Consider the following 13,367-nt stretch of genomic DNA (forward strand, 5'->3'; position numbering starts at 1 on the left):
TCTCCCTAAATAGATATTTTTTTCATTATACACGAATAGGCGGTCTTATTTTCGTAATATTGCATATATTTTAATGAGGAGGTCTTGCGATGCCTGTCATACAATCAACAGAGAAGTTACTAGCAAGATTGATGCAAGCCGAGGCAGAAGGCGAAGGTGAGCTTGGTATGCTGATGGTTGGCAATGTTGGTGTGAACAGGGTAATTGCTAGCTGTCTCGATTTTACTGATATTCGAACAATTGAGTAAATGGTTTTTCAAAGTTCAGGTGGATTTGAAGCAACGCAGAAGGGGTACTTTTACCAACGGGCACGTGAACAAGATAAACGTTTGGCGCGTATAGTAATTAACGGTGAAAGATTTCACCCAGCGACGCGCTCGCTATGGTTTTTCAGACCTGAGGGTGGCTGTCATGATCAATGGTATGGTCAATGGAATTCTGGGCGTTTTAAGTCGCATTGCTTCTTCTCTCCTAGTGAAAGTGATTGTCCGCAAATTTAACAGTTAGAAAGGATGAATGAATGGTCCAGTATTATTGGACACCTAACTATCAACAGGTTCCTCCCCAAGTGACAATTCCTAGTGGTGGTAGACCAACAGGTTTTCCATTGCGTGAGGAATCTTATATTGAAAATATTTTACGGCTAAATCGTGGGAAGCCAGGGAATTTTCACTTTTCGTTTGAGCATGCAATAGAAGCTGGAAAAAATACGCTTAATGTACGCGGTGTCGTGGAGGCGGCTGGACGCGATCATGTCATTTTACGTGATCTCAGAACGAATCACCGATATCTCTTCCCTATGATTTACTTCGATTATGCAGAATTTGATGAGGAATTAGCTTATTTTAATCAATCTCAGTAAATAGCAAAACCCTTCCATATAATGGGAAGGGTTTTTGTCTTTTTATTCATTAATTAAATGCTGTTGTAATGCTTGTTTGAAGGCTATTGGGTCATCAAGACGAATAGCGACACGTGAATATTGCTTTTTAAAGCCTATTAACAAAGATGCTGTACATGGTTTTTTTAATTCTAAAATCATATGTGGGTGCACTTCTTCAAAGTCTCTTGCAACAAATTCAATCGTTGTTTTAGAATTAAGCTTCTTCTCGAGTTCTTCTTGATCAGTTGTGATCGACTTAATGTCGTCTAATGAAAGTTCCATCTGTTTTACAAGACCTAATGATAAGTATAATTTCTGGTCTTTCAGAAGTACTGGATTCAAACGTACTGCTTGTATATCCCCAAGAAAGAAAACAACGCTATATACATTCAAGATGAGTAAAATAATGGAGAGAATCATTGATTTTTCGTGAAGCCACCAATGGATGCCTAATGTTTCGATTACTATCGCATGTATTAGCATAATTTGAAAGGCAATTAGACTAGATTTTTTGTGTAAAGTGAAGGTGTTAGGTGCTACTGGAATAGGTCTTTTCCATGAAGCAAAAGCATAATAAATTATAAGTAAATCTGAGATAATCATTTGTACAATTCGTTGCTTAGATACCCTTTTCTGCACCGCCTTTGGGAAGGCAAATAATAAGCCTTCATCATATGTACGTACTTCACGAATGACCGTGGGCAAGAGAAACAACAGTAATCCAATCAAACTGAGCTCAAGTAACATTATAGAGCCTTCTATGGCAAAACCTACATAAGAAATCCCGACAAATGGCGCAAGATGCTGGGCCGGTATTAATAGCTTTGCGCAAATTAATCCACCTGCCATTAACATTATGAAACGTTTAATAGTAAATTTATTTTTTCGATCGATTGCGATGATTAATAACGGTGTGACAATTGCTAAATCAAAAAGACTACCTAGAATAACTCCTTTTGTTTCCTCTGATAAAAAAACTTCCGACAACGGCGTCCGATATAATGCAAAGTTCGTCGCAAGAACAAGTAAAAGTAACGTAATCCAAATATAGCTTTTCAAATCTCTTTGGCTTACTACCATCTCATCACCTCATCTACTAAATTTTATTAAAAAACGTAATACGTATTTTTAATAAAGTACCGACCTTTACTAAAAAATCCTACCTGATAAATTAGCAAGTAGGATTTCTTTCAAAATTAAACATGTTTAAGAGTTGCTAGAATTACCATTACCCAAGCAGCTAGGAATAGAACTCCACCAATTGGTGTAATAGCCCCTAAAACGCCTACTCCTGTTAAGCATAGAACATATAAGCTACCTGCAAAAAATACGATTCCTGCTAGCATTAAATATCCAGCACGTGAAAGCTGAGTAACTGGCCCAATTAATGAAGAACTCATTAATATACCGATTGCGATTAATCCTAATGCATGGAACATTTGATATTGTACAGCTGTATCCCATACTGCTGCATAATGATCGGATAATTTCCCTTCAAGTGCATGTGCTCCAAAAGCACCCAGTGCCACTGCGATGAATGCGTTCACAGCTCCTGAAATAATAAAAAATCTCATCTTCTTTTGACACTTCCTTTTCTAAAAATCAAAAATCGAGTCACCATTTGCATCCTCTTCATGAAGCTTGTTTGTAGTAATGGAAGCTGGTATCTGCGTCTGCATCATCTGTTGTGATGGTTGTATATTTTGTGCTTGAACTACTTGGCTAGTTTGCATGTCAAGTGGTCTTGATGGTCTTGCTATAGTTTCTGAAGATTTAGCTAGCACTACATCACATAATGCTCGAACCGCAGAAAGTGCTTCTCGAATTCCCTGCTCATTTTGTGCATTTTTTGCCTGCAATAAATGTTTGTCAATTTCAGTAACAATTAATTCATGAGAAATCATTAGACGTTTCCTCCCTGCTTCGGCTCATATTTCAAACACTCAAGACCCGAGGATTTTTTTACGATTACAGAAGGCAGCTCCTTACTTTTGAATTGGTATGCTCGACACCCTCTAGGACTCCTTTGATCCCAAGTCACATAGAAATGCCTACATTTAAAACAACTCTCTTGCATGACGCTCCCCCTCTTCATACTTCACTTTACCATGATTATATCAAACCATAAAGTGACGTGTTTTTGACTTTAATGCTGAAGACGTCCGTTTAGAGGAGGAAAGTAGTTACTGGGGGTGATTGTTGCGGTAAGTTGGTTGTTTGTTGCGCTAATTGGGTTGTTTGTTGCACTAACTTGGCTCTTTGTTGCACTATCTCCGCTCTTTGTTGCGCTAACTGGCCCCTTTGTTATTTAGCAGAATATTCATGTCCTAAGAACCTCTTTTCACCCACAATTAGATCCAATCAGGCATAATTTATTCAGCTTCACATCCTATATCAATAGCTTTTTTACTTCTGAAGCGGGATAGCTTTAGGGGGCAGATCCTTTGATGGAGATTGGATTGTTGCACTAACTGCGTTGTTTGTTGCGTTAAGTTGGGGCTTTGTTGCACTATCTCCTCCCTTTGTTATTTAGCAGAATATTCATGTCCTAAAAACCTCGATTCTCCCCTATTTAGATCAACTCGAGTGCACATAATTCACCTGTTGCTCAAACCATATACTCAAAAATAAAAACCGTTCTCCACAAAAAGAACGGTTTTCCGAATGGTTATTTCGTTAAATCAAAATCTATTGGTGATACTCCCCACTCTCGGAGCTGAGCATTAATTTTAGAGTATGGTTTACTACCGAAAAAGCCTCGGTATGAACTAAGCGGACTTGGATGGGGTGCTTCGATAATAGCATGGCGACTTGTATCAATCAGTCGTTTTTTTTGTTGTGCTGGTTTACCCCAAAGGACGAATATGATAGGTTGTTCACGGTCTGATAGTTTCTGAATAACTGTGTCTGTAAATTGCTCCCAGCCTTGCTTTTTATGCGAATGAGCTTGTCCTTCACGCACCGTTAAGACGGTGTTTAACATGAGCACGCCTTGCTCTGCCCATTTCGTTAATGTCCCGTCTGACGGAATCGGAAAGCCTAAATCCGACTCCATTTCCTTCAGCATATTTTGCAAACTTGGTGGATGCTTTACACCTTGTTTAACAGAAAAGCTCAAGCCATGTGCTTGCCCTGCTCCGTGATATGGATCTTGACCTAAAATGACAACCTTCACATCATCGTATGATGTATATCGAAAAGCGTTCCATACTTCAGATTTGGGAGGATAGATTGTTTGCGTGGCATATTCGTTTTCTAAAAAATCCTGAAGCTGTAAAAAATACGGCTGATTAAATTCTGTACTGAGTACTCGCTGCCAATCGTTTTCTAAAATTTGCTTTGTCATCTATTCTACTCCTTAAATTCGACTGTCACATCATATCCGACAAGTGCAAACATATCAGCGACGGAACTTTGCGCGTTACTTTTTGCTGTATCAATAACCCCTTGAGTGGTTGCTTCTTCAATCATTAATTTTTTGGCTTCTTTAGCAAGTTCATATGCTTCGCTAATATCTGCTTTTTCTCGGAACAGTCCTTCACTTGAAAAGACTTGAACATGATCAAAGTCTATTTGAGGCTCCCCTAATATTTTTGCACTTGGCAATGTAATCGTAGCTATTTTCTTCTCTTCATTTAATTCAATATCTTTTTCGGTAATCTTTGAAAAGTCTACACCTGCTTTAACTCCACCAGGTATAACAACTAATAATTCTCTTTTAGTTCCGGGTAAGTTTGCACCAATCTCTTTACCAAACAGTTTATTATCAGAGCGCTCAATCATGATTTTTGTATACGCCTCAGCTGTTGTTAGTTCATTTAAATTTTGAATACGTTCCATGATTGAACCTTTATTTTCTGTGAATGTACTTCCTTTAATAATGTTCATAGTTGCAATCGGAATGATTATTAATAGCGCTAAGACAATAATAGTTGCCCATACATACCATTGCATAAAGAACTTAGGTATTAAAAATTTCCGTATAAAGCCCTTTTTTCTATCTTTCCTATAGTAAAGAGACTCTGGAGAATCGAGAATTGTGGCAGATTGTTCTTCTGACTTTAATTCTTTTAACATCTTCTCAAGCTCTCGTATTTTCTTATTTGAAGTCACCTTAATCCCTCTCTTCTATTAATCTAAAAAGGAATTTACTATTCCTGATATTCAATTCGACATTATTCTACTATGTTCACTCCTATTATAAAAGTTTCTGCTCTATTAATACAGTCGATTGAATTTGGTGATTGACGGCAATTTTATTTAAAATCGAATTAGAGTAATATAATGGAAAGGAGTTGGTGGAATGGCTGATTTACAATGGCGAGAAAAGGTGAAAAGAATTACGAATGTAGCTGAAAGTGGTCAACACGTACCAGAGCAAGCAAAGTCATTTGGCATGGGGTGTTTTTATATATTTTTTGCTTTAATTATTTTACTTTTTCTATTTTTATTAATTGGATTTATACAAAAGGGACATTACATAGCAGCTACCATAGTAGGTTTACTTTGTTTAGGTGGGATTATTATTATACGAAGAATTATAAATGCAGATCAGTTACCTAAATAGAAATCCAAACTGACCTTATTAAAAAGTTGGCTTTTGACCATTTCATTCTAGCCAGTGATTTCGTTATAATAGGACTATTCAATTACATTTTTTATATTCTGAAAGTTTAATAAAATAAGTTTTTCATAAAAGGAGTCTATTTCAATGTCACTAAAAAAAACACTAACAATTGCCGGAACAGATGCTTCTGGTGGTGCAGGTTTACAAGCTGATTTAAAAACTTTCCAAGAGCATGGCACATACGGTATGTGTGCAGTGACTGTTGTTGCTACAATGGATCCAGACAATAACTGGTCTCATGGTGTATATACATTGCCAATCGACGTTCTTAAAGCTCAGTTAAAAACAACTCTTTCTACTGGCGTGGATGCAGTAAAAACAGGGATGATTTCTACTGAAGAAGCTATACAAGTAGCTGGTGAAGCAATTGCAAACTCTGGCACAACAAACGTTGTTATCGATCCTGTAATGGTATGTAAAGGTGAAGATGAGGTATTAAATCCAGGAAACGTTGAAGCTATGATTAAATACCTTCTACCACAAGCACTTGTTACAACACCAAATCTTTTTGAAGCTGGACAATTGGCTGGAACAGGTACACCCAAAACAATTGAAGAAATGAAAGTCGCAGCACAAAAAATCCATGAACTTGGCGCTAAAAACGTTATTATCAAAGGCGGTAAAGCGTTACAACATGAAAAAGCTATCGACCTATTCTCAGATGGTGAAAAATTCATCCTGCTTGAAGCTGATAAAGTAGATACTACATATAACCACGGTGCTGGTTGTACTTTTGCTGCTGCTATTACAGCTAATCTAGCAAACGGTTTATCTGTAAAAGAAGCTGTTTTCGAATCAAAAGCTTTCGTTGCTGCTGCAATTGAACATGGTTGGAAATTAAATCAATTCGTTGGCCCTGTTATGCATGGTGCAAAAGGCATTTATGGTACTCCGAAAATCACTACTACTGAAGTTTAATATCGAATAATAGAACCTTCGCAATTTTAATTATTGCGGAGGTTTTTTATGTATATCTTTTCATATTTAAACGCTATCTAAGAATTTATGATGGGACAACAGTTCTTTATGCAAAAAAAGGCATTTCTTTTATATAAACAGGTTGTCCTTATTTAAAAGAACAAAATAATAATCATGCACTTTTTAAATAAAGGAACCATTTTTTCTTACTCTGCTTCTATAGCTACAACTTTCAGCTCAATTCTTACAAAGCATATAAAGAAAATATATTTTTTGAGCTTTCGAATCGCATTCGTAGGAATTATTCTCTATACTAGAGAATAGATTGCTAGCTGTTGGAAGGAGAATTTAAATGGAAATAGTACAAATAGAAAAGCTTCAACAACTTCTTAATTCCTTTGCGAATAAAGATGTTTATATACATTTAGAGACAACCAACGGGGCTTATGCCTCTCATTTCAATGAAAAAGTATTCAACGCTGGTGCATTTATCCGTAACGTTAAACTTCAATATGAATTGGGGAAAGTTACAGCAGATGTTCCTCACCGCGTTGGTTTGAAAATGGCTCATGGCTGGGTTTATGCTCAAGGCATTACTCACTATGAAATAGATGAACAAAATCGCCTGTTAATGGCTGGACATGACTATGACGGCAAATTAGCAGTAGCACTTGAAATTAGCGAAACACCATTTACTTATTAATTAAGGAGTGATTCAGATGACACTACAACCTGAACGACACGTACTTGTCGTATTCCCGCATCCTGATGATGAAGCATTTGGTGTTTCTGGCACCATCTCAACTTATGTCAATCAAGGTACACCTGTCACATATGCATGCTTAACACTTGGCGAAATGGGACGTAATCTTGGAAATCCCCCATTCGCGACACGCGAGACTTTACCTTTAGTCCGTAAAAAAGAATTAATCGCTTCATGCGAAGCAATGGGCGTTACAGATTTACGTATGATGGGCTTACGTGATAAAACAGTAGAATTTGAAGATGATGAGAAAATGGTTCAAATGATGACTGATTTAATCGATGAATTGAATCCATCTTTAATTATCACATTCTATCCAAATTACGCGGTTCACCCTGACCATGAAGCAACTGCTCGTGCTGTTGTGCGTGCTGTACGCCGCATCCCTGTTGAACAACGTCCGAAGTTACACGCTTTAGCTTTTGCGAATAATACTGGCGAAGGTCTTGGAGAACCAGATATTGTAAATGACATTCGTGACGTACGAGAGCAAAAACTTGGCTCAATGCGCGCTCATATTTCTCAAACTGCTTGGATGCTTGAGGAAAATGAAAAGCGTCTAGAAGCAGGTGAACCAGAAGCTGAGAACTGGTTAACTTATGAACGTTTCTTCAGCTATCGCTGGCATGAAGATTTTGAAGAACAATTTTAAACGAATTACTCCTCTCCTCTCAATTTTTAGTGAATAATTGAGAGGGGATTTTTTTTATTTTTTATAAGCAAATATAAGGATTCACATTTGTTATTGTCTGAAAAGTACGTCTTTTACCTAAACTATTTACATCTGAATGTAAACTCTTTATGATGAATAAATATTCAACTATAAAACGAGGTATTTAATATAAAATGAAAAAATTCCCTATATCTACTTGGCTACTATTTATAATCCCGTCACTGATTGGCGTATTTTTATTTATGACGCCACTTAAGACAGCTGATGGTTGGAAGGTTCCTATTGCGATTTTGGCGAATTTACTTGCCGGATCTGCGGTTTCATTCATCTCCTGGTTCACGGTGATCGTATTTTTCATCGCAGCATTAGGTTCAGTTGCTTATCACTTTATTCCGCAAAAGAATCCTGAAAAACCAACAATGTTTGATGGGATATTCCGTGTAAATTGGTTTTGGACAATCGCACGTGTACTTGGTTTTATTTTTGCATTCATGGTTGTACAAGATTTTGGCCCGAGCGCAATCCGTAATGAAAATACAGGTGGACTGTTAATGGATCCAGACGGTGGTCTTGTGACTTTCCTATTCACGATTTTCTTATTTGCAGGCTTACTACTTCCGTTTTTAACTGAATTCGGATTACTTGAATTCTTCGGTACAATGATGGTTAAAATTATGCGACCATTATTCAAAATCCCTGGACGTTCTTCAATTGATGCATTAGCTTCTTGGATAGGTGATGGTACAATTGGTGTCCTCTTAACTAGTCGTCAATATGAAGAAGGCAACTATACACAAAAAGAATCTGCGATTATCGCGACTTCGTTTTCAATCGTATCCATCACATTTTGTATCGTTGTAATTGATACAGTGAATTTAGGTGAGTATTTCATCCCATTTTACGGTGCGGTTGTTCTATGTGGCTTAGTGCTAGCATTAATCATGCCACGTATTTATCCCCTTTCTAAGAAAAAGAATACTTATATTAATGGACAACCTCTTAATCTTGAGCGTGAGAAATTGCCAGAAGGTTATAATTTGGTTACACATGGTTTAGAAAATGCATTAAATACAGCTGAACGTAATCGTAATTTCAGTAAATTTTTCGTCGATGGTTTTAAAAACGTTTTAGATATGTGGTTTGGTGTTGCACCGATCGTTATGGCATTTGGTACTGTAGCATTAATGCTTGCCGAGTTCACTGGTATATTCACTTTCTTAGGGAAGCCATTCGAACCCATTTTAACAGTTCTAGGATTACCTGAAGCTGCTGAAGCTGCACAAACTATGGTTGTTGGTTTTGCTGATATGTTCTTACCTACTATTCTTGGTTCTGGTATTGAGTCAGATCTAACACGCTTTGTCATAGCCGGTGTTTCAGTTTCACAGTTAATCTACATGTCAGAGGTTGGTGGATTAATCCTTGGTACGAAGATTCCTCTTAACTTTTTCGAGTTAATGATTATTTTCGTATTACGTACTTTGATTTCTTTACCAATTATCGCTGGTATCGGTCATTTAATTTTTTAATAACAAAAGCAGGACAGTCTTATGTAAAAGGCTGTCCTGCTTTTTATTTATTCTACTACCACTTTATATATCAATTAACCTTTAAATAATTTTTTCCGAATTCGTACACCACTTTATTTTATAGATATTTTAACTTTAATATCAAATGCGGTTTTAAAAGTAAGTTTATTAAATCTTCTTTTTTTGTAGCCACAAATAGATACCTATTCCTCTATATTACAAAGAAACCCTTGCTTTAAACATATATCGATCATAAATTTCTTATAACCTACAGATTCAAATTCAACACCAATTGCTTGTCCACTTAGCTCTCGTATTTCACCTTTACCAAACACATGATGCTCTACATAACTTTTCAACTGTAAATCTTCTTTTTTAGTAATGGCATTTACGGGAATATCTCGGGCAGGTTTACTTTCTCGATACCCAACTTCCTTTTTCACTAATTCCTTCCCTTTTACTAAACGGCGCACTTGTTTTAAGAACTGAGACTCCTCTACATGTTCATCATCTTTTAAATGGTAAGTAAGCAACTCCAAATACTTGCGTGCACGAGTCATCCCTACGTAGAAGAGGCGCACAGCTTCTTCTATCGGTTCGCTATTATCCTCGTCCTGTTGTTTTAAATCATCATTTGAAGGAATAATGCCATCAACTAGATCAATCATATACACGGTGTCATACTCAAGCCCCTTTGCACTATGCAATGTAGATAAAGTAACTACATCACGTCCTTTGTTTGACCAAGACGTTTTCATAATTTCCTCTAATTCTTTTAAGCGTTTTGCGAATGCTTCAAGATTTGGTAGACCAATCGCAATATGCTCTAGTTGATTTAGAACACCTAATAACCCTTCCTCATTAAAGCCAAGGTGCTCAGCCGTGTTACGAATCGATTTTTCATAGCCTAGATTTTTACGGATGATTTTAATCGCTTCTTCTGGGTCTAATATGTTTATCTTTTCAATTAATTTCTTCGTTTTATTCAATGCTTGCTCCTGATAATCTGCGTGTCGAACCGTTTGAAGTTGATCAAAAACTGAAGTTTTGTCATTATTGTTTTTTAAATACATCATTTGTTTTTTCGTAATGTACGCATTCATTTTCGTATGGACTTTCTCAAGAATGTCTACACGTGAATCATTATAGGAAAGACGCATGAAATTGATAATATCTTCTACAATCCAATGTCGGAAAAATTTCAAATCGACATCTTTCATATAGAATGGCAAACCTGCTTTATTTAACTTATCCACTAATCGGATGGCTGAAGAATTATTACGGTATAAGATGGCCGTTTCTTGCGGATTACTACTTTTTTCAATTTCTTGAATGACGTAGTTCAGTTGTAACTCATAGCGCTGCATATTGTGGATTTCAATTGATTCACCAGTTGGATTTTCCGTGAACATTTCCTTCGTATAGCGCTTTGGGTTTCGTTTGATGAAGTCATTTGCTGTTTTCACGATTTCTGGTGTGGAGCGATAGTTTTGAGTCATTGTTAAAATCTTTGCTTGTGGATAATTCTTTTCAAACTCTAATAACTTTTGGACATCCGATCCACGCCACATGAAAATAGATTGATCATCATCAGCTACAACGCAAAGATTATTTTGTGGTTTGGCTAATATCGTGATAATTTCATGCTGTATTACGGAATTATCCTGACTCTCATCCGTTAAAATGTATTCAAAGCGGCGCTGATATTTTGTACGAATTTGCTCATCTTCTTGCAAAATACGTAAGCAGTACGTGAGCATATCGTCAAAATCCAGGAGTGGATGTTGCGGGTTTTCCGCTTTGAATTGTTCATACGCTTTATACATATCGGCTATGCCTGAGATGGAGGATTTCACGGTACTTAGCTGCTTATTTGAAAGCATACGATTCTTTACATAGCTGATATAGGTAAGGAGCTCATCCATTTCATCTTCAGTTGGATTTGTATCCTTTATCTCCGTAAATATATTTCGAAGAATAATTTTTTTATGAAGTGGGACATCGTTGCCCCCTTCCACTAGTTGAAAAGTTATTCGTTGCTTTGCAAAGTATTCTCGTACTACTTGAAAAGCAAAGCTATGAATTGTAGAGAAATGTACCTTTTCATGCGTAAGTTTACCAAAGAATTGGTCGAAGCGCTGTGCCATATCTTGTGCAGAGGCTTTACTAAAAGTAATGGCTAAGATCGCTTGTGCTGGTATTTTCTTCACTAGTAATAGATAGCCAATTTTCATAATCAAAGTCGTTGTTTTTCCTGAACCGGGTGATGCTAATAATAGCAATGGACCATCGGAATATCGAACTGCCTGTTTTTGTACATCATTTAAAGAAACACCCGTATGTTGTTGCATTTTATCAAAGAAATTCATTTGTACTCGTAATCCTTTCCGTTCATTCATACTGTTCTTTCTATTATAACTGAAAGCTAGTTGGAATCGCTTTTTTGCCCGCCTACGCAATAAGTCACAAAACATTTAGAATTAACTTAATATTTAGTCCATTCAGCTTGAATAATATGTTAAAATGAATAAATGCATTTTATGGAATCGGAGGTTTGACGAATAATTATGACAGTATCAGATGTGAAGACCGTTCAGGTGGAAAATGTACTAATCGCTTATCAATTTTTAAAAGATGTTGTTGCACACACACCATTACAAAAAAATGAATATTTATCTGAAAAGTATGGTTGTACCGTTTATTTAAAACGTGAAGACTTACAACATGTACGTTCTTTTAAACTACGAGGTGCCTATTATAAAATTAAAAGTATCGAGAATGATGCACGAGAAAAAGGTGTTGTTTGTGCAAGTGCAGGCAACCACGCGCAAGGTGTTGCATATGCTTGTGCAAATTTAGGAATCCGTGGGCACATTTTCATGCCAACAACTACTCCTTCTCAAAAAATCGAACAAGTGAAAATGTTTGGACGTGAATTTGTAGAAGTTATTTTGTCAGGTGATACTTTTGATGATTCTGCTAGAAGTGCGCAGGCATTTTCAAAGGCTGAAGAACATATTTTCATTCACCCATTCGATGATATAGATGTAATATCGGGACAAGGCACCGTTGCCGTTGAAGTGATGAATGATATCGAAGAGCCGATTGACTATGTATTTGGTAGTATTGGTGGGGGAGGCTTAATTGCCGGTGTATCTGCCTATATTAAAAACCTTTCCCCTCAGACTAAAATTATCGGGGTTGAGCCAGGTGGTGCTGCGAGTATGAAAGCAGCTTTTGCTAACGGTGGTCCTATTGCCTTAGATCATATCGAAAAATTTGTTGATGGTGCTGCTGTACAACGTGTTGGCGACACTACATATGCACTTTGCAAAAAGTATGTTGATGATATTATTGCCGTTCCTGAAGGTAAAGTATGTACGACAATTTTAAGCTTGTACAATAAGCATGCAATTATAGCTGAACCAGCGGGCGCTTTACCAGTTGCAGCACTAGATGCATATCAGAACCAGATTAAGGGGAAATCCGTAGTCTGTATTATTAGCGGTGGTAACAATGATATCGGTCGTATGCAGGAAATTAAAGAGAAGTCTTTAATTCATGAAGGTTTGTTATATTATTTTATCGTCAATTTCCCACAACGCGCAGGTGCGCTTCGTCAGTTCCTTGGTGAAGTACTTGGCCCAGATGATGACATTACAACATTCGAATATACGAAGAAAAACAATAAAGAAAGTGGTCCAGCACTTGTAGGTATCGAGTTAAAACGTCCTGAAGATTATGCTGGTTTGCTTGACCGTATGGAACTTAATGGTTTCTCATTTAAAGAAGTGAACAATGATAGTACATTATTTGCTCTATTAGTTTAATATTCAAAAATGGAATCTTCCGAGTGTAGGAGATTCCTTTTTCATTTCTCTACTTTCCAATATTCTCTGGTTCCATGGTAAAATTCTTATGACTTCTGGAATCGAATCCACCATACCGCTCCTATGGAGATAACATCACTTTGA

Annotated in this window: 13 protein-coding genes and 1 pseudogene; 8 read left to right on the forward strand and 6 right to left on the reverse strand. The window is 36.8% G+C overall.

Annotated features, from left to right (window positions below; all coding sequences use genetic code 11):
* The first annotated feature begins 89 nt into the window (after positions 1-89).
* Positions 90-500 (forward strand): annotated as a pseudogene (locus tag AC3IS5_RS18345) (cell wall hydrolase).
* 20 nt (positions 501-520) lie between these two features.
* A complete protein-coding gene (gerQ, locus tag AC3IS5_RS18350; RefSeq protein WP_489425678.1) occupies positions 521-862 on the forward strand; it encodes a spore coat protein GerQ in 342 nt (113 codons plus the stop codon).
* 42 nt (positions 863-904) lie between these two features.
* Here the strand turns inward: gerQ and AC3IS5_RS18355 are convergent, their stop codons facing one another.
* The 5 genes from AC3IS5_RS18355 to AC3IS5_RS18375 all read right to left on the reverse strand — a co-directional run bounded on the left by AC3IS5_RS18355 (position 905) and on the right by AC3IS5_RS18375 (position 4,996).
* The gene (locus tag AC3IS5_RS18355; RefSeq protein WP_489425679.1) at positions 905-1,963 is read right to left on the reverse strand and encodes a beta-carotene 15,15'-monooxygenase; all 1,059 of its coding nucleotides are present in this window, start codon (positions 1,961-1,963) and stop codon (positions 905-907) included.
* 116 nt (positions 1,964-2,079) lie between these two features.
* Positions 2,080-2,457: a DUF423 domain-containing protein gene (locus AC3IS5_RS18360; protein ID WP_038180164.1), complete on the reverse strand. Its 378-nt coding sequence runs from the start codon at positions 2,455-2,457 to the stop codon at positions 2,080-2,082.
* A 21-nt stretch (positions 2,458-2,478) separates the two neighbouring features.
* Entirely contained in the window at positions 2,479-2,787 is a 309-nt protein-coding gene (locus AC3IS5_RS18365; protein WP_489425680.1) for a YwdI family protein, read from the reverse strand.
* Between the two features lie 764 nt (positions 2,788-3,551).
* On the reverse strand, positions 3,552-4,229 hold the full coding sequence (locus AC3IS5_RS18370) for a uracil-DNA glycosylase (protein ID WP_489425681.1): 678 nt from the start codon (positions 4,227-4,229) through the stop codon (positions 3,552-3,554).
* A gap of 5 nt (positions 4,230-4,234) precedes the next feature.
* Positions 4,235-4,996 carry a DUF4230 domain-containing protein gene (locus AC3IS5_RS18375; protein WP_489425682.1) on the reverse strand — a complete coding sequence of 254 codons (762 nt, stop codon included), beginning with the start codon at positions 4,994-4,996 and terminating at the stop codon, positions 4,235-4,237.
* 190 nt (positions 4,997-5,186) lie between these two features.
* Here AC3IS5_RS18375 and AC3IS5_RS18380 point away from each other — a divergent pair, with 190 nt between their 5' ends.
* The 5 genes from AC3IS5_RS18380 (at position 5,187) to AC3IS5_RS18400 (ending at position 9,393) form a co-directional block, all read left to right on the forward strand.
* Complete coding sequence (locus AC3IS5_RS18380) at positions 5,187-5,450, forward strand: hypothetical protein (RefSeq protein ID WP_489425683.1); 264 nt, start codon at positions 5,187-5,189, stop codon at positions 5,448-5,450.
* 144 nt (positions 5,451-5,594) lie between these two features.
* Complete coding sequence (thiD, locus tag AC3IS5_RS18385; protein WP_489425684.1) at positions 5,595-6,428, forward strand: bifunctional hydroxymethylpyrimidine kinase/phosphomethylpyrimidine kinase; 834 nt, start codon at positions 5,595-5,597, stop codon at positions 6,426-6,428.
* A gap of 352 nt (positions 6,429-6,780) precedes the next feature.
* A complete protein-coding gene (locus AC3IS5_RS18390; RefSeq protein WP_053417949.1) occupies positions 6,781-7,131 on the forward strand; it encodes a YojF family protein in 351 nt (116 codons plus the stop codon).
* A 16-nt stretch (positions 7,132-7,147) separates the two neighbouring features.
* The gene (gene bshB2 / locus AC3IS5_RS18395; protein ID WP_489425685.1) at positions 7,148-7,843 is read left to right on the forward strand and encodes a bacillithiol biosynthesis deacetylase BshB2; all 696 of its coding nucleotides are present in this window, start codon (positions 7,148-7,150) and stop codon (positions 7,841-7,843) included.
* A 194-nt stretch (positions 7,844-8,037) separates the two neighbouring features.
* Positions 8,038-9,393, forward strand: coding sequence for a YjiH family protein (locus tag AC3IS5_RS18400; RefSeq protein ID WP_489425686.1), 1,356 nt, complete (start codon positions 8,038-8,040; stop codon positions 9,391-9,393).
* Between the two features lie 203 nt (positions 9,394-9,596).
* Here the strand turns inward: AC3IS5_RS18400 and AC3IS5_RS18405 are convergent, their stop codons facing one another.
* On the reverse strand, positions 9,597-11,792 hold the full coding sequence (locus AC3IS5_RS18405; RefSeq protein ID WP_489425687.1) for an ATP-dependent helicase: 2,196 nt from the start codon (positions 11,790-11,792) through the stop codon (positions 9,597-9,599).
* Positions 11,793-11,960: 168 nt separating this feature from the next.
* Between AC3IS5_RS18405 and ilvA the strand changes: the two genes are divergently transcribed.
* Positions 11,961-13,223 carry a threonine ammonia-lyase IlvA gene (gene ilvA / locus AC3IS5_RS18410; protein ID WP_489425688.1) on the forward strand — a complete coding sequence of 421 codons (1,263 nt, stop codon included), beginning with the start codon at positions 11,961-11,963 and terminating at the stop codon, positions 13,221-13,223.
* Positions 13,224-13,367 lie beyond the last annotated feature (144 nt).

The sequence above is a fragment of the Viridibacillus sp. KH_047 genome (genome assembly GCF_057838945.1).